The sequence below is a fragment of the Pseudomonas lactucae genome, assembly GCF_016937615.1.
Classification (GTDB): domain Bacteria; phylum Pseudomonadota; class Gammaproteobacteria; order Pseudomonadales; family Pseudomonadaceae; genus Aquipseudomonas; species Aquipseudomonas lactucae.
The window spans coordinates 51,783-75,845 of record NZ_JAFHKI010000101.1 but is presented as its reverse complement, the minus strand read 5'-3'; the positions used below and the strand labels follow the sequence as shown (position 1 = coordinate 75,845).

Below are 24,063 nucleotides of genomic sequence, written 5' to 3'. Positions count from 1 at the left end.
TGTGCGGCGCTCGGAGGATGTCTTAAATCATTAAAACCTGATATTAGTCAGGAATATGTTGCGAGTCGATGATGGTATCGGCATCATCTGATCTTCAAAATTACTTTCAGACGTACCTTCCTATGAACGACAACACGATTGTGATTGGTGCTGGTCTTGCCGGCTTGACCGCAGCCAGCACGCTCAAGGCTGCTGGGAAAAACGTTGTAGTACTTGAGGCTTCGAATTGCGCAGGTGGGCGCACGATGCGCATCACTCACAACGGTGACGCTGCAGAGGCAGGTGCGCAGGGCGTTCACTCCGGTTATTTGGAGTTGCTAAAATTAGTCAAGCGGTACGGATTGAGTGGGGATCTAATACCACAAAGCAATACGCAGGCATGCTATCTCTCCCGTTCGGGGGAGCATGTCTTCCCATCTGGAAATTTTGGGGTCAGAAAGCTTCTTGGCGTCAGAGGTACTGCTGAGCTGGCTTGGTTCATGGTTCGCTACATGCTAATGATGAAAAAATTCTCTCTTTACGAAATTCATCGCGATATCCCGGAATACGACAACATATCTACCGCGGAGGCTTTCAGCGGGACCAGCGAGGAGTTTAAAGATTACTTCCTGAGGCCTGCGGCACATGCGATGGTTGGTACAGATATAGAGCATACTAATCTTTATCACTTTTTAAATTTGGTCAAGCTAGTGCTGACCACTAAAGTCATGACCCTGCGAAGGGGGATTGCATCTTTGGCGGAGGCGATTGCGGATACGTTGGACGTGCGTTACGAATCAGAGGTAGAAAAGCTTCTTTATGAGCGTGGTCATGTGACGGGAGTATTGCTCAAAAGCGGTGCAACCATGAAGGCCGATCACGTCATCGTGGCTTGCCCAATCGGTGCAGCAGCTAAAATCGTTCCAGAAGAGTATGTGGTACAGCGAGAGTTTCTATCTGCGTTTCCTAACGTGCCTCTGTCTCTTGTTTATTTTTTTCTGGATCGCCCTCTCAAGACCTCTGCTTATGTCTACATGGGGCATGGGCATCGTAAGGCTACCTTTAACATGGCGTTGAACCACACGCTCAAAACGCCGCACCTTGTCCCGAGTGGCAAGACCATCATTTCTGCATGGCCCTGCTATCCCGACTCTGCATTGCTTGCACAGCAGAGCGATGCGGAGATCATTGCTAAGGCTTTGGATGATATGGAAATATTTTTCCCCGGTATTGCTGGCATGGTTGAGGAGGCCAAGGTTCAGCGTCACCACTGGGGGTTTGCACGACTTTCCCCTGGCATGCATGCTAAAATTCTTGAATTCAAGCGCCAGGCTCAGGAGTTACGAGGAGTTTCATTTGCCGGTAACGACTATGATGGCGTGCACATGGAGTCTGCAGTTCAAAGCGGTGCGAGGGCGGCAGAGCGGGTGATTAGTGGTCAATAGCCAGCTCTTCACTCAAAATTTCTCTCAGCAAAAGTGTAGCGTTGACGTGAAGAAAGAGGATGATGATCTCGTAAGAGAGGATGTTGCAATTGTTCGAGAGAAGGCATCTCATCGGAAGGGACGTACAACTCAGGTTGTGCGTTCTGCCCGTGTACCAACTCAAGAACGGAGCAAAAAGCGTTATCAGAGCATATTGGATGCGACTTTGGAAATGTTAAAAAGCGCAAACATCGAGGATATAAGCTTGCACGACATCGGTAAGGTTACTGGGTTACCAGCTCCTTCCGTTCATTATTTGTTCAATACGGTCACTGCGATATTCATTGAATTGAACAAGATTTTCAATGAATATTTAACACAGAAAATCATCGCTCACTCTCAGAACCTTGAGGCTCATCAGCTTAGTAACTGGCAGGATTTAGTTAGATCCTCCCTAGCAATAGCTAGAAACGAGCTTAATGCTGATCGGGCGATGTCTGAAGTTATGTTAGGTCCTATCATGCACCGCTCAATGAGGGTGAATAATTTGGAAACCAACAGATATCATGGCACAGCAAGTTTGGAGTTGTTAGAAAGCTATTTTACAGTGCCGGAAATTCCTGGTATGGCGACTTACCTAATGTTTTCTGCTGAGCTTGTTGATGGTTTGTGGTGCGGAGCATACGCGCGTTATGGACTCATTGATGATGAAACATTTGCAGAGTCAGTCAGGGCGAATCTTGCCTATCTTCGGTGTTACTTTCCGGAGAGTATGACCGTGCGTAAAGATATTTGATTTTTATGGCCGAGCCTCGGACATCCTGACTTATAAGTTGGGATGCGCTCGGTGCTGTACCAAATCTTATGTGGCTTAACTAATAACTCCGTAAATACTTAAGGAACGGTTACCAGGTTGTCAGCGATAAAGTCTAGCATTCGAGACTTAGCTATATCTCCTGTTCATAGCGGTTGCCCAGCTGGTATTGTAGAGCGAATAACCCGTTAGCTGTCTATAGACAGTTCAGCGGTAGCGTTTTTAGCTGCCTATCTTGGTAAATAAGATTTTAACCTCTCACTGGTAAGCAACAAGTCTACTTGGACCGGCGAACAGTGTTGAAGCTGAAGTTTTGATGCGCGGTTATCCAATTATAGAGGCGGTGTCCGTAGGTTCTACAAAAATATAGATTGTAGCTCACTGCGGAGCCGACAGAAGTTACAGGATGAATGACGTATTACGCTGACTCTGTTGCTATTGGTGCCTTGAGCTTGTCAGCGTGTGTACTTATTTTCCACGCAAAGATTGTCGGCGTTAAGGCTTTTCCCGTGTCCTATTGCGGGCTGCCATAAAGCACGGAGCAGTGTTCGCTCCAGAATTATGGATATTCGGAGCAGGTTGGTGAGCCAGGCTAAATGTTTCTTCATTCGGTGCTCCAGCAATTCGGAATAGGTGTATAGGGAGCTAACTTACTCTGAAGGATTTTAGCGCACACACGTTATGCTTGATAACAGATAGAAGAGCTGCTCTTAGTATCAGCAAGCCCGCAGCCAAGGCCCAGCTGTTACCTTATCGACGCGCTGCATAATAATTTTCACCTTCCATGGAACATGGTAATTGTTGCAGCTTGGCGACGTTTGTGTTGTAAAAATCGACGTAATTGAATACTTCACCTTCAGGTTTCGCTGCTGGTTAATTAGTGTTTTCAGCCTCATAGTTTGCAAAAAAGCTCGATCGAAATTTTAGCATATCCCGCGTCTCGGTGATCCATTGAGCACTACTCAGAGTCCTCTGAAAGCTCGGTTCGCTGATCATCGTCCTATTATCGCTCTTCCTGAGATTTGCTTTAAAACTTAACGCACCCATAATGGTTATGAGTTGGTATTTCAATGTGCATTCGACAGTAGACGGTTTATTTTAGCTCATTCTATTTATCGTTTGGAATTCGCGTTTTTCTGGTTGAGACGGCTTGCTCGCAACCCCCTCTAACTTTTTTCTTTTTGAGACTTGGACTCGATCTAAGAAATTGGTTGATTCAACCTGCCTCCATCGCAGAGACCTTATCTCCGTCATATTCAGGAAAGCAAGACTGCGATGACGTAATCGATACATTCTGTCAGCCGCTTGCGCTGACTGTAGACGGCTCTCCGAGTGGGACGCCCTTTTCGAGGCCTACTCCGACAGTCCGTTGTGACGCTAGGGGCGACGCTGTCGAGCGGTCACATGCCTAGCAGGGCTATTAGTTGCTTGAAGACTCAAAAATAGATATAAGTCTACTTTATATTCCATATGGTTATTTTAAATTATTTTTTGATTCTATTTTATTCCATAAATTGCCATTTATTTCTTGATGATGAATGCTTCTTGAAATATTATCTGACTAACGTCGGATTTATGATTTCAGCAACTTCTTATCAGGAGCAAAAATTGATCAAGCATCAGATTGGTTCGATCATCCAACAGGCCTTCCTCGTTGAGGATCTTGATAGCTCCATTCAGGACTGGTTGGCTTTAGGTGTCGGGCCGTTTTTCGTGTCCAGACACCCCAAGTACAAGACTCAGGTGTACCGCGGCCAGTCCATAGAGAGCGACTTCAGTGCGGCGTTTGCATACTCTGGTGATGTTCAGATCGAATTAATTCAACTGCATGACGATAAACCGTCTGTATTTGAGGAGTTTTTACGGAGTCAAGGCTTCGGAGTGCATCATATTGGTGTTTTGACAGACGACATCGCTGCAGATATAGAAGCGCTTGAGTTGCTTGGTTATTCTCTGATTCAGAGAATGACATCATTAATTGATGTTGAAACGGCTTTTATGTCTTTTCCGCACAAAAGCGGTGCAACTCTCGAGTTGATTCAGCGCTCCCCAACGTTGGATGCTGGATTTGGAATGATGAAGCAAATTACCGAGTCGTGGGATGGCACGGGGCAGGCTATTCACGAGTTTTGATCTTTAGTCAATAATGGTTATAAGGAAAAGAAAAATGCCTAAAATTGGTGACGTAGAGTATCCATCCCTAAAAGGGCAAGTTTCCGCAGAGGAGTGGTCTGCAAGGGTTCAGCTCGCGGCACTTTGCCGATTGGTTCCGATGATGGGTTGGGACGATTTATCCAATCAACTGGTGTCTTGTAGAACAGGTAAAGATTTTCTGTTTATTCCTAGCGGTGTTTTGTTTGAGGAGATGACAGCTTCATGTCTCTTGAAGGTGAACATTGATGGAGAAGTGATATCTGATAGTCCATTTAAAGTAACTCCTAATGTTTGGCACCCAATGCGCGCGGTATTTGAGGTGCGCCCAGATGCCAATACTGTAATCCATACACACGATGATTATATTGCTGCGGTTGCCGCTAACAAGCATGGTTTGCTACCGATTTCGCAACCAGCCGCATTGATCATAGCCGCTGGGCTCTCATACCATACCTATGAAGGCGCTGAGACGTATGCGGAACGTATTCCCGGGTTACGACGAGATCTGGGATCGTCAAACTATACTCTTTTTTTGCGTAATCACGGTGTGGTCACTGTAGCCCCCAGCATTGATGCTGCTTTCATGCTCCATCATTTGGCCAGAAAGGCATGCCGAATACAGGTAATGAGTGGTGTTAATAGTGGTGCGGAGGTTACTCATATTCCTTCGGAGGTAGTTGCGTCGTTTCCAATTGAACTGCTGAGGGCAAGCGTTGGGGATGGCAGTAATAATGCTTGGCCTGGCTTGCTACGTAAGCTGTATCGTGACGATCCTAGCTTTCAAGATTGATGGGTTTTAGTTAAGTGGCATAATGCAATGAGCGTCAGTTCTATCTTTGTTTAATATCTTAGGAGTTTAATGATGGGCTATTCAATCGAGTCTACTTTGGGTGAGTTGCTAGATAACGCTGAAACAAAAGCGATACTTGAAAAGCATCTTCCGGGTATATCAAATCACCCGCAAATTACTATGGGGAGGGGATTTGCTTTGAAAGCTATTGCGCCGTTTTCAGGTGGGCTTGTCAATGAAGCGGTACTTGGTCAAGTAGACGTCGATTTGAAACAGTTAGGCGCGTAAGGTTACGATAGATTTTCAGCGTGGATAGAGGGATTGGAACGCGTTTCTCTGCTCTTAAGCTCCTTTTCGTCTATCCACTCTTTTATGCTTTTTTCTTAAACGCTTTTTTCGTTTTGTTTTCTTGATATGTATGAGTTGCTTGTTGGTTTTAGTAGGTTTAAGCTGGTTGTTCTTCTAGTCAGCAATTAATTTTTTCTCCCTACGCGCCATTTTGGTGGTGGGGGTTGGTGCTCTCAGTTATTGAGCTCCTGGATATTTGTCTTGCGTCGATCTTAAGAAAAGGATTGTCATCAGGCATAAATTCAAAAAAATATTGTGGCTCCGAAATTAGATATCCTTTCAACTGCGTGCACTTTCTGGGACCTTTCACTTGGCATACCCAGATATTTAACCCGTCATCTCGCTTCTTATGAACCTTCAGCCTCTCAAACTGTTTCTGTACCCAGCGCCACTCTTCACCTTTGTAATCGGTATCCATTGAGATGCCCGGAAACTCCTGGATATAACGCTGGAAGAGGCCTGGGGTGACCAGAAATACAGTGCCACTTACGATATGAATTTTAGCCTTGCTGTCATTTATGATCAGCTTGTGGCTCTGGATGCCTTCCCTGACCCAATTCAAGAATGCCTGGCCAGGGTTATCCGAAGGGAGGGTTGAAGTTCCGAGAGCGCTTTCTGACGGTGCATCGCAGGCCTCAGGCTTCTCTACCTCGAACATATCCAGCAACGATCCTAAGTAGTCCGCATCTTCCATAGTCATTGGACCGGGCTGCGATTGGCTTTGAGTTGACCTTGTACTGACTGTCTTCGGCGGTGGTGATACCGGAGCGTAAGTCGGGAGGTCATCGACTGCAACGCTCACCGTTCCGTTGAAAGCCTCAGGCCGGTCTTCGCTCCCCCAGATCAAAGCCGGTTGAACGCGCAAAAACGTAAAGGTCTGCTGCCAGTCCCCCTGCGCAACAAGAGCGGTCCAGATGGCTTTGCCTTCTGGGGTCGAATCGACTAACCCATGAGATTGCAGTTCGTCGAATACGGCGATGTTTGAGGAGGGGATGCCCTCAATCGACTGCGACAGCAGATAGGCCCGCAGCTTGTCCGTGACCGTCTTGCTGACCAGCCACAGGGCGTCTTCAGTCAACCAACCTGCGGCACCTGGCTGGTTGAGTTTCAGCTCGTGTTGAATCAGGTGACGCAGTCCGCTGATCAAGTGATGTTGCAACGAATGGATCGGGGCCTGCAGTGCCTTGTTCGGGTTGCCACCGATGTTCTGCGCGGTGGAGACGCGGTCGGCCTGAATTACCAATTCACCGAGCACGCCGGCACGTTCGTACTGGCCCGCCAGGACATACAGCAGGCTGGCCCACAGTGACGCAAAGCCACTGAGCCAGTCCAAGATAGGACGGTCGAGAATCTTGGTATAGAGCAAGCCAGCGGCGGCGCCGTGCAGGTGATAGTCGCGACCTTTGAGGTAGCGAAAACGGTAGGGCTGATCCAGTGGGCCCTGCCAGGGGTGCCAAGGACTGCCATCCTGACGTTCGACCTGCAGGTCCACGGCGATCTTGCCGATGTCATGCAGCAGGGCGCCGTAGGCGATGCCGGCGGACCAAGCGTCTGTCTGAACGGCTTGGTCTTCGGGGGCGACACCTGTGGGCAGCAGATACGACTGACGCAGTTTCAGACTACAGGCGACCAGCTCCAGGCCATGGTCGAGCATGCCACCGAGATAAGCATGATGGTGCGTCTCGCTGGCCGGGAGTTGTTGGACCAGCTCGGCGTAGCGATGGATCGGATTTAAATAGAGCTGCCTGAACTGCTGATGGGAGAGGGCGGTGTACTGCCAGATGTGATCGAGCAACTGGCGGCGGTGCTCGGCTGCTAACAAGCTCTGGGTCGATTCGATAGGCAGGTAGCCTTCGGCGACGTTTACGGTGGGTGGCGGGGGAGGTTTTTGCCTTTTTTGGCGAAACAGACTGAGCATCGCGGCCTCCCGGGAAATGGCGGAATCGGTGGCCTTTTAGCCTTTTCGGATAGGGCTCTTACCCTTGAATCCCCATTCCCCTTCCAACCCTTGCCTATCCTTTTGGCGCGTTTCCGTTTGTGCGGCAATAGGAATATCGATTTGTCCTGGTGCCGTTTTGTTGGAAGCGCATGCTGGTACGAAAAAGGAAAGTGTCGGTACACTGCGGTGCGAATTTTATCGGGTCTTGCCATGAACCTCACTGACGCCACGCTCATACTGCTGCTCGCGGCACGTATCCATGGAACAGACGAAGCCGTCAGGGCCTCGGCGAAGAGCGTGGTCAAGAAGCTACCGCGCAGCAAACGTGATCTGATCTACAAGGTGATCGACAGCCGAAGTCCACTCGAGCTGGTGGATTACCTGGCTGAGAATCTGGATACGTAACGGCGTACTGGGGTTACGGGATTACCTCATGTTCTTTGCGTCAGAACTCCGCAGTGTGGGGGTTTTTCTGGGCATAGAAAAAGGGTCCAACTCGTGTTGGACCCTATGAAGCATTTGCAGCGGTGAGGTGACGATCAAGCTCCATCGTTCATGCATCGCGAGTCATCTATTACCGTCTGCTTCCGTTGCTGCCGCAGGTTGAGCACATACTCCGAGGCGCATCGGGCCTGGCCACTGGCGCGGAAGATGGCGCGATTGTCAGCCTTGAGCAGGCTGAGCCAGGAGTCGATGTAGCCCTCGTGCCGAAGCTCTCCCTGGATGCCGGCATATGCACATAAAAAAGCGGCGCCCATTTCGGCGATCAACTCTTCAAATGCATAGGCTGGCGAGCCGAATGGGCAAGGTGAGGTCACACCCTCACGCTGCAATCGAGAGTGGTGTCCGGTCCAGTGTGTCAGCTCGTGAAGCGCGGTGGCGTAGTATCCACCTTGGTCGTGAAACTGCGCTTTTGTCGGCAGTTGGATGAGATCCCTGATCGGGTGGTAAAAGGCTTCGTCGGCAAATCGATGAATGATATTTGCGCCCGAACTTAGCAACAAACTTTCCGCAGCAGCGTTGGGGAAGAAGGGATCGCTCGGTTCCGTCTCGAGCAAAGTTTCGTTGAGCGTTTCGAGCCCCTCCGCTTGCTCGATGTTGAACAGAAAATGCGTCCTGAGAATACCGAAGTGAGCGACCTTGGGCTGACCATGTTCATCAAGTACGGGTTGGCCTGACTCGGTCTGTTCCTCGCGCTCCATCTGCTTGTAGAGCACCGCCAGGGTGCTGTGCTCACCCTTACGGATGTGCCCACCCGCTTTTTTGGCTTGATTGAAGGTCAGCCAACGATCTTGAGTGAACCCCTGCAACCTGGCCTCGGCCCAGAGCAACGGTAAATTGATGCCCGAATAGGGACGCTGCGTGATGGCGTTGACGGGATAGGGCTGGTGATGAGCGACGTCAGTTGAGCCACTTGAGGACCAGGGTTTGATCCAGGGGGCTACGCCTTGGTCTAACGCGGCAACAATTTTGTCAGTCACGTCTTGATAGATATTACGCATGGCATTTTCCTCGAGAAAAACGGAGGAACGCCTTGCCCGTCGGGGAGGGGTTCCCCGGTGGGTGTTGGGTTGGATTGATGCAGGACTGCGCGCAGTCTGAGTGTGTATGCGTTCAGCGTTGATGCTCTTCTGCAAGCGCTATCAATAAGGCGTCAGGCTGGTCCGGTGCCTGAAGCAGGCTGAGGCTCAGTTGCAGCAACGGTTCATGACTCTCATCACGTGCTGAGGCAACTTTGCCTACCTCGAACACCACGCAGGGTGCGTTTGGATCGGCCAGGTGAGCTTTGAAGGCTGCGCGTACCACATTGCTCAGCTGATCGAGCTGCAGCTTTTCAGGATGACTTGAACCACCGAGCAATACTGCGTGTTGCCACGCGTCTGGAGTGAACACAACGGGCAAGCGCAGAGTGTTCAGTGCTTCGCTTGTGAGTGAGTCGGACATGGTGTGCCTCCCTTGAAAGCGCGTAGAAACCTGTCCCATAGGGGAAAGAATTTCCCCGCGGCGGGTTGAAGACAAGCAAGAGGGTTGGGACGAGCCGAGCTCGAAAGACGCTCGGGAGAGCAGTAGGCGTTCATCACCGTGAAACGTGACCGTGCGAGCCACCGAACGCTAATCGCACTTGGGGGGAACCATCACCGAAGTGACGTAGCCTTGAAGGCTCTGGCTATCTGGGAAGGTGCTGTCGATAACAGCGATCCGTACCCTCTATGTAGCTGGATGATATGGATGGGTCAACGGCCATAGAGGCGCTGGTGCACGAGCTGCGTCTTCTGTCTTCCAGTGAAGAGTTTTTTGACCGAGCAAGCTGATAAACGGTTAAGCATGGGTGGTTTTCAGTAGTAGTCTGTAATCTCGATTGCCACAGGAACACGCTTAGAAGAGGGCGCAATCATGCCGGCTCAGCAGCCACTTCAAATCTCCCGCGCACACCGCTGGGCATATGCATGCGGTATGTCGGTAAAACGTGTTTATCGCAGGTTGAAAGGATTCGAATCTCGTGTGGCTAAACGTGCGGTAGCGACAGGTATGCCTGCGGCTGGGCTATTGGTTCGCGGGACCTTTCTAATTACGAAGCTGGCATTCATCCTTGGGTTGCTCTTTATCGGTTTCTGGCTGGTCGCGTCTGTGGTGACGATGCTCGCTGTGATTGGGCTTCTGGTGTCCAAGGCTGCCATTGATGCGGATATTAAAGAGGCGGCGCCCGGGCCAGACTACTTTGGTGCCGACCTCCAAATCGGTGACTTCGACGATAACGGGCATCACATCGGCGACAGCAAATCATCTAATTGAGCGGCTAGCCGCCCCCACTATTTGATCCGTACCTTTGCTTGCTGAATCACTTGCTGCTTTGCTGCCGTTCGCCAACATGCCTTGAATCCCGTTTCCTACTGCATATCCCGTCCAGCTCATAGCTCCAAGGAATAGCATCGGCAGTACGATGAACATCGCCCCCATCACATACTCAATCACCTGCGCCGTGACGGTTCCGTCCATAAAGCCGGATGTGGGCAGCGACAGCAGCACCTGATTGGACGCCGACACTTGGTTGTACAAGGTATCGAGCATGCTGGAGTCGACCCAGCGGGCTAACTCCCACCAGAAGGTCAGCATGTGCAGCGTGAACAGCGCGAACGTGACCGTCATGACGGTTTTTAGCTGGTAGGTACTGACGAGTAGGATCAGTGGCAAGCTGATGATGACGCCCATGATCAGGAACGCTTGCACCATGGGCAGGGCGGCGCGTAATGCATTCATTGCGGGGAAGTTGCTGAAGGACCCGAGGGCCAGCCCGGTGTTGGTAGCCAGGTTATTGAGCCCCTGATTGATCGAGCCGCCGCGAGCACTGGAGCCATAGTCCTGGTACACCTGTCCGGGCGACATGGACATCGATTGCTGGCGCGGACTGACCAGTTCGCGCAGGGTGGCATCCTCGACCTCGCTGCTTGAGCGGCCAGTCAACCAGCCTTTCAGTTGAGTCAGCAGCGAAGGATCGACTTGCTCGATCAAACGCTCTCGCAACCCGACACCGCTGTCGTTCCACCACTGTTTGCAAGTGGGGTAGCCCGCGCCATTTTCCGGCCGTGGCAAGGAAACATCGCGGGTTTCATCATAGGGCCAACTGACTCGTGGTGTCCGTGAGCGGTCGGTGTCGTAGTAACCCGGTGTGTCGAGAAAATAGTGTGAGCCGATCCAGGACGCGTCACGACTTTGCGCCTTGTCCAACTGCGGACGATTGGTGAAAAGCCGAGAACGAGAATAGCCATAGCAGTCGCGAGTAAAGTCGGCGACTTCCTGCAGCAATACCTGGTTATCGATGCGTGAACTGTCGATCTCCATGCGCATCTGCCGGATATCCGGTACGCAGGGAATGGAAGCGGTGGCCGCCGCGGCTATGCCTTTGCTAAAGGCATGCACCAGAAACCACCAGATCGGCACGTTGGCAGAGCGTTCGCCGATGGTGTTGAAAGTGATACCCCAGGCGGTTTCCGTTGGCTTGGCCACGCTGACACCGCAGCGTTGGCTCGCTGCATCGTCGAACGCCATAGAGGTAAGGTTCAACGGAAAGACCGGCGCGCAGCCGAACAAGACGACGATGTAGGCCAGCCACAGCCGGTTCTCTATCCGCGGTACAGAGAGCAATCCCTTGTTGCCTTCATCCGCGCCTTGCTGGCGGGCCGACAACCATTCTTGCAAGATGATTGCACCAAAGGGGGCGGCGAACAGACCAGTATCGGACAGGACGTCCCAGATACCGTTGTTGATGATCCAGGCCAGCAGCGAGAGGTAAAACTCCAGGTAGCTGTTGGTGCTCATGAGCATGGTAGTGGCCTCACAATCGGGTGAGTTCGACGCAGGTAAAGAGCGCGAGCCCTAATACCCCGATACGTTTCACTCGCAGTCGATCTTGTGGCTGATGTTTATAACGCCGCAGCAGATCCCACCAGAGCACAAAAACGGTGCCGTGGAGCAGGGCACGCCACCACCGCAAATAGGGCCGCATGGATTCGAATGTCTGCTGCCAGGCCTCGAAACTACCCGGCGCAGTACGGCCGATCCAGGCCACCAGTGCGGCGGTCAGGATCATCAGCGCGGCAATCCCCAGACCTGAAAGCAGAGGGAATAGCGGTGAGCGTTTCATGGCTCACTTACGCCTGGTGTCAGCATCATTGAGTCGGCCCGGCTCAGGGTCGCCTTGCTCGACGGTGCGCGACGCATCAGCACCTCCGGCATGCCGATCAAGCACCAGGCTGGCAGTATTGGTGGCCAGCATCTGCCGGACCTGCAACTCGGTCTGCAACAGGCGTATTTCGCGCTCCAGAACGTCGATGTTTTTCGTCAAGGCGGTCTGAGCCGGCTCAGCGGAAGCGATGTTCGGTTCGTGGCTGCCTGCCAGCAGCGTGCGCAATAGCAGGAGCGCTTTGTCGAGCACGCTGGACAGGGCCGTCTCACTGGCCAGGCGCCGCGCCAGGAGTTCCTGATCAGGATCGTCGCGCAGGGCTTCGATCACACCGCGGGTGACCGGCAGCATCGGGCTGGAGGCTTTCGCCAGGTTGTCTGGGGTAGGCGGTAGTGAACCCGACAGCAGCCCTTGCAGGGCCTGGAGGCGTTCGCTGTAGGCCTCCTGGATCAGCGGCGTCAACCCATTGCCCGCGGTCGCACGCAGGGTTTCGCAGGTATCGCAGGTCGCGACTTCGCTTTCACCCAATACCCGAACGGCCCATTGGGATTCCTCCTGGGGTGAAGCCCAGGTCTGACAAATAGCCCCGCCTAAGCAGTCGCTGCTACTAATCGAGGAGTTGTCATCCACCGACCGGTTATGCAGCAGGTTATAGCCGGCGCGCACCACGTCGGAAGTCACCCTAATGGGCGTCTGTCCGTTACCTCCGGCCTTTGAGCCACCAACCCAGGACACCCCATTGTTGCCGTTATGGGCCTCGGTGTTTTTCACCGCGGCCACCGCATCACCGCCGGTTTGCTCCAGATTGCCTTGCATTTCTTGGTTCTTGGCCAGCGCGCCCCAGCCGGCTTGACCGACCTTGTCCGCCATTTTTTCGGCCATGGCCTGGCAAGTCAGTTTGGAGCGGTCGAAGTCGATACGCCCCTGCATCACCCCGTTACTCAGCAACTCATAGAGACCGGGGTTGGCGCGCTGGATGATCAACGCCGGCAGCGACATCACGGCTTGGGTCGCGTTCTGTACGATGCTGCCCATGATCTGCTGGAAGCCTTCGGTGGCGCCGTTCAGCTGGTTTTGCAGGGTGTTGGTGAGGCTCATGTTTCCACACATCATGTTCGCTCGCCATGAAGCGCCGACACCGAGCCCGTTGGGGCGATAGAGCGAACTTGGTGAGCCCGCTGCCGAGCCGCCACCGATGGTGTACATCACCCGGTCGTCGAGCACTTCGCCTTGAGTGCCCAGGCGGTAATCGCCTTCGACGGCATGGGCATGCGTGGCCATGGCGAGCAGTCCAAAGAACAACAGACTCATCGCGCCCAACCATGGTCCTGCGAGAAGTCGACTCATGACGTACCACCTTCGAAGTCGATGCTGAACAGGAAGGTCTGTCCCTCACGCTTACAGCAGCTATAGGGACGCCACAGCGACCAGGCATAGCCGCCATCCGCGCTCTGCACAGGACCGCTGGGAAAGATGGCGCACGTGGGTTGAACCAGAGGGTAGAGCAATTGCCATTTGTGGGTCGAAGCGTCATTTTCAACGATCGGGCCGGGCGGCCAGTAACCCTCGCGTGGTGCGGGTGTGAGCGGTAAGTACACATGTGGCTGCCAGTTGCGAGTAATGAAATCACCCGCCCGCTGCGCCATGACTGCGGCGGCTTTGAAATCGTCGGGCTGTACCAGAAAGCCCTGACGGGGATAGACGTTGCCCCACGTGCTCCCCGAGACCTGACGACCGATTTCACGAATTCCCGGCATGAGTGACTCGGGGTAAAGGCTTTCAGGGATGCCATGACGCCAGGCCAGTGAGTCCAAAGTGCTCAGGTAATAGGGCATGAGCGCAGTGGCGCCGCTGGCGCAGGCGTAGCCGGATTGCGAGGCCAGTTGCGTGGCAGCCCATCCACCCGGATGACCGATGGCATCAACGTTTTTGAAACGAGGAAGATTATCGCGTTGGGTATTCGGAGTGATCAGGTTACCGCCACCTTCCGCACCGCTGATGGGAGAGGAGAGGGAGGCCATCTCGGTCCAGGGATTGCTGCCGGTGGTGGCATAGCTCGAAACCACCAATTCAGGAATGAAATGACGAACCTTCGTTGAGGTTTTGACCGTGCAGCCGAAGGGGGTACAAAGGAGCCAGAAACAAATACCGATGACCCTATATTCGAGACAGCTTGGCGAAAGCGCAGAGGACGTAATGCTGCCGGTGTCCAGCGCCATGCTTGGGCCGCACGCCAGCAGCACGCTCAGCGCCAATGGCCGTAGCTTTGTGGGCGGAATGGACGAGCAGGCAACGGGCATGATCCAGGCTCTCGGTGTATGGCCTGGGCAGGTTCGGTTAGGGAGTGAAGACTGTCAGTGGGAATTATGAAGGTGGATCTGTCGGATTTGTGAGACGAGAGACTATTATTTGACGTGAAGGGTGCTGCGTAGGATATCGGGTTCTACAAGTAGCTGATCTGCGGTCACTTCGAAAATATTGGCGAGTTTGCATAGGACCAGCAGCGACGGATTGGCCGTGCATCGTTCGATTTGACTGACGTAGGTACGATCCAGCTCGGCCATGAGCGCCAATTGCTCTTGGGTAAGGTTTTTCACGCGTCGCATCAAGCGGATGTTTTCCGCCAACTGCAGACGGAGCTGTTCAAAGTCTTGAGTCATGCGCGCAAATTGCGCCTTGAGGGACTCTCAATCCACGGGATATAGTCTACATTGGTATTGATCTAGGCTATTTTATGCCCTTGCCTGTTATCGAGCGCTCATTTGGTGTCGTTAAGATTTCGAGGCTGGACTGCGCGTTTAACAATAAATTAGAAATCTAGGGTGTGTATGGACGAAAACTACGTTTCAATTCCTGCGGCGGATGGTTGCTTGAGTCTTCTGACACCTTGGGGCAACGAATTTGCCCCAATGATCGAACGTGGCGTGCAATGCGCCCAAGCTTGGCTTGATACGTCCGGCGAGATTCCACTGTGGTGGGAATTGGCACAAAAGCGCAAAACCTTTCCTGCTGGTGACTGCCAGGATGCTTTTGAAGCTGGATTTTTGTTGAGGATTCAGCAGCGGCTAAGCAGTGTGCCACCCAGCCCAAATCAAAGCAGAAAGAAACGTCGCTAAAGACGCGTTCAAACACCTAGTTTGAAGGTTGCCAGAGTTCAGCCAGCGTTTCGGCTGCCGAAGCCCAATACCAAGGCTCTCGCAGAGTTGGTATTGGGTAATCGCCACCAGCGTCTAGTTAACCGCGTCTTTCAGCGATTTACCGGCTTTGAAACTAGGCGTGTTCGAGGCTGCGATCTTGATGATGGCACCCGTTTGAGGGTTACGTCCGTCGCGCGCTGCACGCGCTTTCACTGCAAAGGTACCAAATCCCACCAAGGTGACGTCCTCACCGCCTTTCAACGCAGTGGATATGATGGTTGTGAGTGCATCCAGTGCGCGCCCGGCGGCAGACTTCGGGAGGTCGGCGGAGCTCGCTATGGCCTCGATTAGATCGTTTTTATCCATGGGTGACTCCTTCCGCTTGGCTGAGTGTCGACGAGTAATCTACTCAGATAGTTCGGACATATCCAGCACAAAACCGCCCTCCAGCCCTGCGCAGATGTAACGCCATATGGGCTCAAAATCTTTCCTTATGTCCCGATTCCTCGGGACTGGTCAATACGCTCAGCTACCTGGAAAGCCGCTTCCAACTCCGAGCAACCGTTCTCCTGCATCAACCTCCAGCGCTCGGCTTTTTCCTCGGGCTCCGTCATGGCAAGAGCGAGGTAAAGGCTGGGTGGCACGGCTCGAAACAGCGTTTCGAGTTTTTTCGACAGCACGACCCCCTCAGTGTATTTCCCAGGCTCCTTACTGGTGGAGAGCAACAAAGCTTTCTGTGACGGCGTGAGTTTCTTGAACCGTGCGATCTCTTCGATTTCCGCGGGCGGCATGTTCAAACAAATCCACCATTCGATCATGTTGAGCATGGTCTGCGCGGCAGAGGGAAAGTCGGCAAGGTTTTGCGTCGCCAGCCAGAACCAAGCGCCGAGCTTGCGCCACATCTTCGTGCCCTTGACCACGAATGGCGCCAGCAGCGGGTTCTTTGTGATGATATGGCCTTCGTCGGTGACCATAATGATCGGCCGTCCAAGGTACTGGTCGCGCTCGGCAAGGTTGTTCACGGTGTTCATCAGGCTGATGTAGCTGATGGACATCTGTGCCTCATAGCCTTCGCGAGCGTAAGTGGCCAGATCGACAATGGTCACATCGCTCTCGGGCCAAGGCGTGCCCTCGCGATCGAACAATTCGCCCTCAAAATCCTGGCAAAACAGGTCGATGGACTCGCCCATTTCCTGGGCACGCTCGCGACGCTTCTCTGGCAAATGCGGGTCAGCAGCGACGCGCAGCAAGGCGTCACGCACGTCGCGGGTCAGTACCTGGCGGGCCGTGGTGACGCAAGTCTGCGCCGCATCGAGAATGCACTCACGGATCAGGCTGCGATCGGCCCGGCTCAGGCGCGCCTCTTCCTTGGCCTCGCCGCCAGTGATCATCAGCCGGGCGGTGATCTCCAATTCGCCGAGCACATCACGTTGGTCTTCGCGACTGGTTACCACCTCATCGTCCAGCTCATCGACAGACAGACTCGCTACCTGATCCGGCTGCTCGACCAGGCGCCAAGCGTCGGCGAACGGTGCGAGACTGACCGAGGCGCCAGGTTTTAATTGGACCTTATTGACCGAGAGGCCCTGCGTTGCGAAGTAGTCGCCCTGCAAACCAAACGAATTGCCTGCTTCGACGATAAACAGGCGAGGGCGGTACACCGCCATGACCTGCATCAGCAGGGTGACCAGGGTGGCCGACTTGCCGGCACCGGTCGGCCGAATAACAGCAGATGCCCGTTCATGGCCCGGTCCAGGCGTGATAACGGGTCGAAGCTCAATAGCGAGCCGCCGCGGTTGAACAGGGTGATGCCCGGGTGGCCGGTGCCGGTGCTTCGGCCCCACACCGGGACGAGGTTCGCCAGGTGCTGGGCGAACATCAGGCGGGTGTACCAGTTGCGTGTGTCGCGGGCCGGGTTATAGGCCATCGGCAACCAACGCAGGTAGCTGTTGCAGGCGGCGACTTCATCGCCTTCGCGTACCGGTTGCAGCCCCGCGCCCAACAGCGCGTTGGCCAGGCTGACCGAGCGCTGGTGCAGTTGCTGTTCATCGTGACTGCGCACGTAGAACGCCAGGGTGCCGCGGTATAGCTTGTGCTGGCGACCGATGATCGCACGAGCCTCTTCGACATCCTGACGGGTCTGGGTCGAGGCCAGGTTTTCACCGATGGCTTTGCGCGCCAACCGGTTTAACTGGTCTTCGAGCACATCCTGCGGCTTGACCACCAAGGTCAGACTCATCACCGTGCCTTCGGGTAACTGGTCGAACAGGGCATTGACTGCATCACCCTTACGGGTTTCTCCGGTGAGTTGACCAATCGACGGTGCCCGTCGCAGTTTGTCCACCACCATGACCCGATGGGGTTGCCCATCGAAGTACCAGAGTCCTCGTTGCACATCCGAACACGGTTCGTTGAAGAACAACCGTTCGGCGAAGTCGTGATCGAAGGGCAATTCCAGCGACTCGCCATCAGCAGGCTCCGGATAGGCGATACGTTGGTAAAAGTCCTCGGGCGCTTCATCGGTGAGCCTGGGCGCCGGATTGAACCAGGGCAATAACCAGGCATAAAAACCGCGGCCATCAACTCGTGCCGATTGCACGCCGCACGCCTGCAATGAAGCTGCAATACGTTCGCAAGCCTGCTGCAGGGATTGTACCGGGGTGAGTCCCGTCTCCTCGGCGCCAGACTCAAGCCAGCGATAGACCACCAGGCGCACCCGTCGGTTGTTGCCGCGCCAGGGCAGGCGCGTCACCACCTTATCCTCGAACAGGCCACCGGGCTTGGCGATGGCTTTGAGATGACGGCGGATGAGCTCCAAATACGTCTCGGTGAAGACCGTGCCTCCAGCGCTGTCCTGAATATAATCGGTGAGCTGTGTCAGGTAGGGAGTGAAGTCGTTTTCGTCCAGGCAGAAAAACTGCGCCACCCAAGGCGTTTGATCCAGCTCATCAAAACTGTCCTGCAAGGCATCCTCAAGGGCATCGCGGGCGGCCATCAACCAATCGGGTTCTCGCCCTTCGGTGCCGATGGGCAGTAACTCAAGCACCGCGCCCACCGAGCGGTTGTCATCGAGCAGAAAACACTGCTCGGTGTCGAGGTATTCGACCCAAGGCAGGTGATCGGTGAAGCTGGGGTTGTGTGCGTAGAGTGCGGCGTCATCGGCCAGCGTGGCGCGAGGACGTAATGGGTTGCGCCAGGCTTTCCACGCGCCAGTGCGGTTACCCGAACCGCCGCTACGCATTACAAGTCTTCCTGGCGTTCACCGGGTAATGCGTACTGCACCCGTTGGTAGAACGGAAAGACGGTCGAGTAACCGGGGATCGGTGCCTGCTCGGTACCACTCAAGTGCGGATACACGTACAGCACCAGATCGGGATTGGGCAGGCGAGGGAACAGATTGTGGATCTCGTTCGCTGCGGTGCGCGTATACGGTTCCTGGACAGACGCGGAGAAATCCGTCTGAGCCAACGGGCGGCGTAGCTGCTGCCGAGCATCTAACAATTGCTGCTGAGTGCCTTGCGAACCGGCGCCGTTCCATATGTCCAGCATGGTTTGCTCGCCATGGGGCAGAAGCGTTTCTTTGTCGGTGGAACACCCCGTCAGGACCCAGCAGAGCAAGCTAATCCAAGTCAGGCAGAGAAGCATGGTCTTTTTCATGGCGAACGCTCCGGCCCTTGGGCTCGTAGTCGATGGTGATTTCATGGTCGAGGTGTAGCGCGACTTGGGCGGACGGTGGCACGTACACGGCAGCAAAGGTCTCGCCATACAGTTTGTTGATCCACTCGCGGATGTCGCTGACCCCACCACTGAGAATTGAATTCAGCGCGCTGTTGCCTGTGCTGTTGGTAAGCCCGAGCGTATTGCCGCCCGAACTGATCACACTGCTGTTGTTCTGCTCATCTCCTAGCAAGGCAGCGACACCTGCGCCAGCTGCCGTGATCAGACTTTGGCTGCCGAGGTATTGCTGGGCGTTCGAGCGGCGCTCGCCGGCAATGCAAGGAATGCCATACGGATCGGACAGATAACCGAGCCCGCCACGGATCTTGTCGGTGTTCGAGCTCTGGGTGGTGGAAGCATTGCGGCTGGCTACTGCCTTCGGCTGAGGCACCGTGCGGATGGTGCCATCGGTAAACACAAAGGTAATTGACTCGACCTGTCCGCGTACACAGGACAGGGTCCAGTCACCGGACGCCGTGCCGCTCATCACGGCCCCCGCGACGTCCGGTAGGTCGATGCCGTTGGCGGTCAGGTTTTCCGGACCGACCAGCACCTTGAAGGGATAGGGGTCATTCACGGTGCCGTCCACCGGGACCCGGCCGATCAGCGCAGTCATGGCGACCGAGCCCATCAGCGTGGCGTTTTCGGGGATCGTGTAGACCGGCTTCGCGCCTTCGGTACGATCAACGGATCGCGTCAGGTCGCGCTCACCCTTGGTAACTGCACGTAGCTGTTTCTGGCTGCGATCAATCGCGTTGTCTTTCAAGCCGTCCAGAGAGTTGAAAGCGGTAGGCAGGCTCAGTGCGGAGGAAGTCATGGTTTTGCCTCTGGCGTCGGTGGACGGAGCATCCGAGGGTTCAATCCACTGCAGCGCATCATTGGCAGAGTGTCGCCCTTCGAACTGAGCGCCGTCGCCGGGCTCAAGCCCCAATCCAATCGGCATGTCCTTGCTCTTGCCAGCCAGCCCCGACAACTGATCCTGCAATTGCGTCAGCAGACCGCGAGCCTGACGACTGTCTTGTTCCGCTTTGAGCCGGGCCTCGTTGGCTTGGCGGCGGCCTTCGTCGACCTGCTGGGTCACGCTGCCAAGTGCCGTCTGGATACGCGAATCGACGCTGTTTTCCCGCTCGCGAAGGCGGTTGTTCTCCGCCTGCAGCGAATCGTTGTGTTTTTTCAGGCCGAGCATGTCGCTGCGCATGGCCTTCACCTGGCCGACCAGGGTGGCAACCGTGTCGCGTGGGGTGTCACCCGCAATGCCGAGCGACTTGGCCTGCTCGGCGGATAACTGGAGGTTGTCCTGAGCAGTCGGACTTACCGACGAAGGCGAGGTACCACCCGCGACCCAAGTTTTCAGGATGATGAACACCACGCCTAGCAACACAGCCGGTACCAGCCATTTGAGCAAGGCGTTAGCTTTCATCGTCAGCACCTCGTGTAACGGGCGGGAGCAGCACGGCGTGTTCGAGGCCGGCACCGCGGGTGACGAGGTAAGCAATCGTGGTGTCTTCAGGGCTGCCGACAGGCCCGAGGAAAGCATGCTGGAAGGACGCGGCGAACAACTTGGCCTGAAGTTGACGCGGATCGAGTTGCACCGTCGCTGAACCAAGGTTGCGTAACTTCACCGCCGTCACCCAGTAATCACCTAGTCGCCAAGCGGCGATGGGCGTGCTGGACACGTTTTCAGTCGGCAGCAAGTTCGGCAGTGCGGTGCGCAGCTTGAGCGGGACGCGACGTATGCCGGGCAGAGGCTCAACGGTACGTAAAGGTGCGTATAGGCTTTGTGCGGCGTAGCGCGTCAAAGCGACCGGGATCGGCGTACGTTCTGGAACAAGGACGGTGCTGGGTTCCGTCTCGGTAGTCTGCGCCGGAGCATTCTTGATAATACGCACGGGCTCGAGTGGTTGATCGCCAGGCGTGGCGGCGATATCCAGCAGGATGATCTCGCCCGTCGCGACCGATTGCAGTTGTAATCGGGTAGGTGCAATGGCTTCTGACGCGCGCAGGTACAGCGTGCCGCCGGTAGATTGCACGCGCAGCTTGCCGGTCAGAGTTGAGGGGACGCCGACTCGGACATCCTCCTCGATAAAGACCACACGCTCCTGATTAATCAACAGCGGGACCGCGAGAGGGATGCGTTCCCAGCGCATCAACTCGACGGCCTGTGCTGCAACTCCCCATAGCATCAGTGCGATGGTGAGCCCCAGGGTAGACATCCACTTCATGGTTCACCTCCAGGCAGGGAGATTTTTTGCGGAGTGCCCTGATAACAGTCCAGTGCCAGCCCCCACTTATTGCGTTCGGGGTCCAGATCAAAACGCACCACGCGTAATGGATAACGCACCACCACCCGTTTCACTGGTTCGGCCGCGTAGTACTCATCGGCGTTGAGGTCGAGGGTGACCAGCCAGCTATCGCGATCAAGTTGCTTGACCCTGAGTTCCGGATCTTCGCTGTAGCCTCGGCCCAGAATTTCGTAGACACCACGTACCCGCTGGCGCAGCTCGCCGGCGGCCTTGCGGTACTCATAGTCGCCGTCGAGGAAGGCCTTGCAGGCGGGTGTCAGGTAGGACTGCAAGCTGTAGATAGCGCGGCGGTAGTCCTGTTCGCCATCCGAAGGCCAGCGGTTGAGTTGGCCAAAGATGTACAGGGCGAAGGCATACACATTCTCTGAGGGGATATCCCACCACTTGCGCGTGCTTCCCGAGCGCAGATCTGGGGGTACATGCACGGTCAGATCGGTCGGTGCCGAACGCCAGCCGTACCAGAGCCCGGCACAGACCAGGGCAAGGATCACTACCGCCAGACGCAAGCTGAAGATATGAGCCTGTTGGGCATCCACCTTGTTTCGAAAGCGACTCATGGTTGCCACCGCGACAGAGCAGGGCGCAGCCGACGCGAACGGCGAACCGTCCAGGCGCCGGAGTGAAGGATCCAGCTCCCACGACCCAGGCGCCAACGACTGGCCAGTATCCATTCGAGCTTGCGGTACAACCACGTATCTGGCCGGGCCCGTTTGGCTCGACGCAGTAGCGTGCCACCGAAAAATAGCACCACCGCCATGGCCCCGATCATGCTGGTGGGCGCCACGGCAATGGAGGCGGTGGCAATCGTCAGAGGAACGCCCAGCAGCAGGCCAATGACGGCGCCGGTACCGAGTGCTACCCACATCTCATCATTGGTCAAGCCGCGCAATACGGCCGGATCACGATTGAGTCGCTCAGGCAAAAAGACCAAGGTGCCGTCGGCAAGGCGTTCGATAGTGTCGCTCATATCGATCTCACAGAATCGCGGCGGCTTTGGTCAGGAACCAGATGATGATCACCACCAACAGAGCTCCGATTCCGACTACAGCACCGAGGTCCTTCCAGGTCTTGCGCTGGTTTTGCACGTCGGCATAGACGGTCAATGAGTGCCACGCCACCCCCAAGAAAGCGAGTAGGGCGATCAGCAGACCGAGCAGGATGCCGCCGTCGTAGGCATAGTTTTTGATCGTCTCGATCAACCCGGATCCTTCGCCGCGCGAAGGGGCTTCCATGGTGGGGAGCTCGGCAAAAGCCAGGCTTGGGCCGAGCACCAGCAGCAGTCCGATCAAGCGCTGGCTCGCACGATCACGCAGGCTGTTTTTCAGAGGGGTAAAGCACTTGAGCATGGCGGCGATCTCCTGGGTTAGGACAGGGTGAAGAACATCAAAACCAGCAAGGTGAGCAGCACGCGTGCGGCGCTGCCGCCGAAGGCTCCAAAGCGCACGCTGCCGCTCGCCCAACCCCGGTAAGCCGTCCACATCACCCAGGCGCACCACAGCAAGGTCAGGACGAGAACTAGGGACAACCACAGCGTCGAACTGCTCTGCGGTGCGAAGCCGGCGGCGTTTTGGAACGCTGCGATCTGAGCGTCAGTCATGCTCATGGCGAGGACTCTGCAATCGGAGTGTCGAGGCGGTAGTCGCCGACCAGTTCACTGGGGTCGCGGGGTTGCGCACGGGAGGGGAACAGATAGCTCTGCACCCCTTGGCGGATGCGCTGAATGTCCTGGGTCAGTCGGGGGTAGTCGAATCGATATCGTTCGATTGGTTCAAGGGTACGGGCTGCCTCCGCTCGCGTCGCAAGGCGTTCGAGAGTGTCGAGTTGCTGCTGGACTAGGCTGAACTGTTCCAGTTCATGAGTCGATGCGGCATAGCCGCTGCCATGAGCGATGGCCAGTGAAAGGAATAACAAGCAGCGAAAGACGGTAGTCGACATGATACTGGTCCATGTGGAGATGGCGCCAGCATCAAGTTAGGGGTTGAATTACTCAGTATAAAACGCGAGATGGGATGTATCGCTTTTTTGGAGGCGAGCGGAAGAAACTTACCCACACATACACTAGCAATCGATTGGGCGAAAAAGAGAGCCCAGTCTAGCAATCCTTCCCCATGAGTAATGTGTTGCTCATAGGGCAATGAGTGGATTCACTTTTGCTTGAAACGCGTATGGGTGACGAAGAGTCAATCATCGCTTAGTATGGGGGCGTTCACTTCTCATTTCCCTAACCTGAAGGAAGTTTCACATGTCTCGTTTGGCTGAATTTCGCAAGCTTGAACAACAACTGGCCGAACAGCTCGCAGAGCTCGAGTCGATGAAAAGTGACTCCGGTCTGAAAAAAGAAATGGAATTTGAGAGCAAACTACGTGCGTTGCTTGGCGAGTACGGCTTCAGCTTGAAGAACATCATTGGCATCCTGGATCCAGAGGCTGGCCGTCGTACCTCGGCACCAATAGTTGCCTCCGTAAAGGCCATCCGTAAGGCTCGCGAAGTGAAGATTTACAAGAATCCAAACTCGGGTGAGGTGATCGAAACCAAGGGAGGAAATCATCGACAACTGAAAGAATGGAAAGTCGAGTTTGGCGCAGACGTTGTTGACTCGTGGCGTACTCAGTAAGATCAGTTTGATGACCAAGGGCCTGTAAGGGCCCTTTTTTATCGGTGCGAATGATAAAACCAGAGTGCAAGTCTTGACCCGGTCCTGCACCAGTTTAATTGCTGGTTAGATCCTTGAATTTCGCCAAAATCTTGGAAGCCTACATTTCATCTGATGCTCTAAC

At 54.9% G+C, this 24,063-nt stretch carries 26 protein-coding genes and 1 pseudogene; 9 read left to right on the top strand and 18 right to left on the bottom strand.

The window, feature by feature from the left end; all coding sequences use genetic code 11:
• Positions 1-122 precede the first annotated feature (122 nt).
• From JWR98_RS18980 to JWR98_RS18960, 5 genes are all read left to right on the top strand, one after another.
• A complete protein-coding gene (locus JWR98_RS18980) occupies positions 123-1,424 on the top strand; it encodes a protoporphyrinogen/coproporphyrinogen oxidase (RefSeq protein WP_225908786.1) in 1,302 nt (433 codons plus the stop codon).
• 46 nt (positions 1,425-1,470) lie between these two features.
• Positions 1,471-2,199: a hypothetical protein gene (locus tag JWR98_RS18975; protein WP_205490888.1), complete on the top strand. Its 729-nt coding sequence runs from the start codon at positions 1,471-1,473 to the stop codon at positions 2,197-2,199.
• A gap of 1,563 nt (positions 2,200-3,762) precedes the next feature.
• Positions 3,763-4,350 (top strand): VOC family protein, encoded by a 588-nt coding sequence (locus JWR98_RS18970; protein WP_205490886.1) that lies wholly within the window; start codon positions 3,763-3,765, stop codon positions 4,348-4,350.
• Between the two features lie 34 nt (positions 4,351-4,384).
• Positions 4,385-5,161 (top strand): class II aldolase/adducin family protein, encoded by a 777-nt coding sequence (locus tag JWR98_RS18965; protein WP_205490884.1) that lies wholly within the window; start codon positions 4,385-4,387, stop codon positions 5,159-5,161.
• 72 nt (positions 5,162-5,233) lie between these two features.
• On the top strand, positions 5,234-5,449 hold the full coding sequence (locus JWR98_RS18960; protein WP_205490881.1) for a hypothetical protein: 216 nt from the start codon (positions 5,234-5,236) through the stop codon (positions 5,447-5,449).
• A gap of 199 nt (positions 5,450-5,648) precedes the next feature.
• On the opposite strand, the gene mobH is transcribed toward JWR98_RS18960, so the two are convergent.
• Positions 5,649-7,427: a MobH family relaxase gene (mobH, locus tag JWR98_RS18955; RefSeq protein WP_205490880.1), complete on the bottom strand. Its 1,779-nt coding sequence runs from the start codon at positions 7,425-7,427 to the stop codon at positions 5,649-5,651.
• Positions 7,428-7,658: 231 nt separating this feature from the next.
• Here mobH and JWR98_RS18950 point away from each other — a divergent pair, with 231 nt between their 5' ends.
• Positions 7,659-7,853 carry a DUF7740 domain-containing protein gene (locus JWR98_RS18950; RefSeq protein WP_027912535.1) on the top strand — a complete coding sequence of 65 codons (195 nt, stop codon included), beginning with the start codon at positions 7,659-7,661 and terminating at the stop codon, positions 7,851-7,853.
• A gap of 134 nt (positions 7,854-7,987) precedes the next feature.
• On the opposite strand, the gene JWR98_RS18945 is transcribed toward JWR98_RS18950, so the two are convergent.
• Positions 7,988-8,950 carry an ArdC family protein gene (locus tag JWR98_RS18945; RefSeq protein ID WP_205490878.1) on the bottom strand — a complete coding sequence of 321 codons (963 nt, stop codon included), beginning with the start codon at positions 8,948-8,950 and terminating at the stop codon, positions 7,988-7,990.
• A gap of 112 nt (positions 8,951-9,062) precedes the next feature.
• A complete protein-coding gene (locus tag JWR98_RS18940) occupies positions 9,063-9,392 on the bottom strand; it encodes a hypothetical protein (protein WP_205490876.1) in 330 nt (109 codons plus the stop codon).
• A gap of 450 nt (positions 9,393-9,842) precedes the next feature.
• Between JWR98_RS18940 and JWR98_RS18935 the strand changes: the two genes are divergently transcribed.
• Positions 9,843-10,241, top strand: a complete 399-nt coding sequence (locus JWR98_RS18935) for a DUF3742 family protein (protein ID WP_205490874.1) — start codon at positions 9,843-9,845, stop codon at positions 10,239-10,241.
• Here the strand turns inward: JWR98_RS18935 and JWR98_RS18930 are convergent.
• The 5 genes from JWR98_RS18930 to JWR98_RS18910 all read right to left on the bottom strand — a co-directional run bounded on the left by JWR98_RS18930 (position 10,230) and on the right by JWR98_RS18910 (position 14,789).
• Positions 10,230-11,771 carry a conjugal transfer protein TraG N-terminal domain-containing protein gene (locus JWR98_RS18930; protein WP_205490872.1) on the bottom strand — a complete coding sequence of 514 codons (1,542 nt, stop codon included), beginning with the start codon at positions 11,769-11,771 and terminating at the stop codon, positions 10,230-10,232. The two genes, JWR98_RS18935 and JWR98_RS18930, sit on opposite strands and share 12 nt — an antisense overlap.
• 10 nt (positions 11,772-11,781) lie before the next feature.
• Positions 11,782-12,090, bottom strand: coding sequence for a hypothetical protein (locus tag JWR98_RS18925; RefSeq protein ID WP_205490870.1), 309 nt, complete (start codon positions 12,088-12,090; stop codon positions 11,782-11,784).
• A 3-nt stretch (positions 12,091-12,093) separates the two neighbouring features.
• A complete protein-coding gene (locus tag JWR98_RS18920; RefSeq protein WP_205490869.1) occupies positions 12,094-13,476 on the bottom strand; it encodes an integrating conjugative element protein in 1,383 nt (460 codons plus the stop codon).
• On the bottom strand, positions 13,473-14,429 hold the full coding sequence (locus JWR98_RS18915) for a TIGR03756 family integrating conjugative element protein (RefSeq protein ID WP_205490866.1): 957 nt from the start codon (positions 14,427-14,429) through the stop codon (positions 13,473-13,475). The genes JWR98_RS18920 and JWR98_RS18915 overlap by 4 nt, the downstream gene beginning before the upstream one ends.
• A 105-nt stretch (positions 14,430-14,534) precedes the next feature.
• Entirely contained in the window at positions 14,535-14,789 is a 255-nt protein-coding gene (locus JWR98_RS18910; protein WP_069787775.1) for a helix-turn-helix domain-containing protein, read from the bottom strand.
• Between the two features lie 168 nt (positions 14,790-14,957).
• Between JWR98_RS18910 and JWR98_RS18905 the strand changes: the two genes are divergently transcribed.
• Entirely contained in the window at positions 14,958-15,245 is a 288-nt protein-coding gene (locus JWR98_RS18905; protein ID WP_205490863.1) for a LasR-specific antiactivator QslA, read from the top strand.
• Positions 15,246-15,359: 114 nt separating this feature from the next.
• Here the strand turns inward: JWR98_RS18905 and JWR98_RS18900 are convergent, their stop codons facing one another.
• The 10 genes and pseudogenes from JWR98_RS18900 to JWR98_RS18855 form a co-directional block, all read right to left on the bottom strand.
• On the bottom strand, positions 15,360-15,632 hold the full coding sequence (locus tag JWR98_RS18900) for an HU family DNA-binding protein (RefSeq protein ID WP_069787774.1): 273 nt from the start codon (positions 15,630-15,632) through the stop codon (positions 15,360-15,362).
• Between the two features lie 125 nt (positions 15,633-15,757).
• Positions 15,758-18,507: pseudogene (locus JWR98_RS18895) on the bottom strand (conjugative transfer ATPase).
• Positions 18,507-18,923: a TIGR03751 family conjugal transfer lipoprotein gene (locus JWR98_RS18890; RefSeq protein WP_069787772.1), complete on the bottom strand. Its 417-nt coding sequence runs from the start codon at positions 18,921-18,923 to the stop codon at positions 18,507-18,509. Before JWR98_RS18890 ends, JWR98_RS18895 begins: the two are co-directional and overlap by 1 nt.
• On the bottom strand, positions 18,886-20,403 hold the full coding sequence (locus JWR98_RS18885) for a TIGR03752 family integrating conjugative element protein (RefSeq protein ID WP_205490858.1): 1,518 nt from the start codon (positions 20,401-20,403) through the stop codon (positions 18,886-18,888). Before JWR98_RS18885 ends, JWR98_RS18890 begins: the two co-directional genes overlap by 38 nt.
• Positions 20,393-21,205 carry a TIGR03749 family integrating conjugative element protein gene (locus tag JWR98_RS18880; RefSeq protein WP_069787770.1) on the bottom strand — a complete coding sequence of 271 codons (813 nt, stop codon included), beginning with the start codon at positions 21,203-21,205 and terminating at the stop codon, positions 20,393-20,395. Before JWR98_RS18880 ends, JWR98_RS18885 begins: the two co-directional genes overlap by 11 nt.
• Entirely contained in the window at positions 21,202-21,843 is a 642-nt protein-coding gene (locus JWR98_RS18875) for a PFL_4703 family integrating conjugative element protein (protein WP_069787769.1), read from the bottom strand. The genes JWR98_RS18880 and JWR98_RS18875 overlap by 4 nt, the downstream gene beginning before the upstream one ends.
• The gene (locus JWR98_RS18870; RefSeq protein ID WP_069787768.1) at positions 21,840-22,253 is read right to left on the bottom strand and encodes a TIGR03750 family conjugal transfer protein; all 414 of its coding nucleotides are present in this window, start codon (positions 22,251-22,253) and stop codon (positions 21,840-21,842) included. Before JWR98_RS18870 ends, JWR98_RS18875 begins: the two co-directional genes overlap by 4 nt.
• Positions 22,254-22,260: 7 nt before the next feature.
• Complete coding sequence (locus tag JWR98_RS18865) at positions 22,261-22,632, bottom strand: TIGR03745 family integrating conjugative element membrane protein (RefSeq protein WP_069787767.1); 372 nt, start codon at positions 22,630-22,632, stop codon at positions 22,261-22,263.
• A 17-nt stretch (positions 22,633-22,649) separates the two neighbouring features.
• A complete protein-coding gene (locus JWR98_RS18860) occupies positions 22,650-22,889 on the bottom strand; it encodes a TIGR03758 family integrating conjugative element protein (protein WP_069787766.1) in 240 nt (79 codons plus the stop codon).
• A complete protein-coding gene (locus JWR98_RS18855) occupies positions 22,886-23,221 on the bottom strand; it encodes an integrative conjugative element protein, RAQPRD family (protein WP_069787765.1) in 336 nt (111 codons plus the stop codon). The genes JWR98_RS18860 and JWR98_RS18855 overlap by 4 nt, the downstream gene beginning before the upstream one ends.
• 307 nt (positions 23,222-23,528) lie before the next feature.
• Between JWR98_RS18855 and JWR98_RS18850 the strand changes: the two genes are divergently transcribed.
• Positions 23,529-23,900 carry a histone-like nucleoid-structuring protein, MvaT/MvaU family gene (locus tag JWR98_RS18850; protein WP_069787764.1) on the top strand — a complete coding sequence of 124 codons (372 nt, stop codon included), beginning with the start codon at positions 23,529-23,531 and terminating at the stop codon, positions 23,898-23,900.
• Positions 23,901-24,063: the final 163 nt, after the last annotated feature.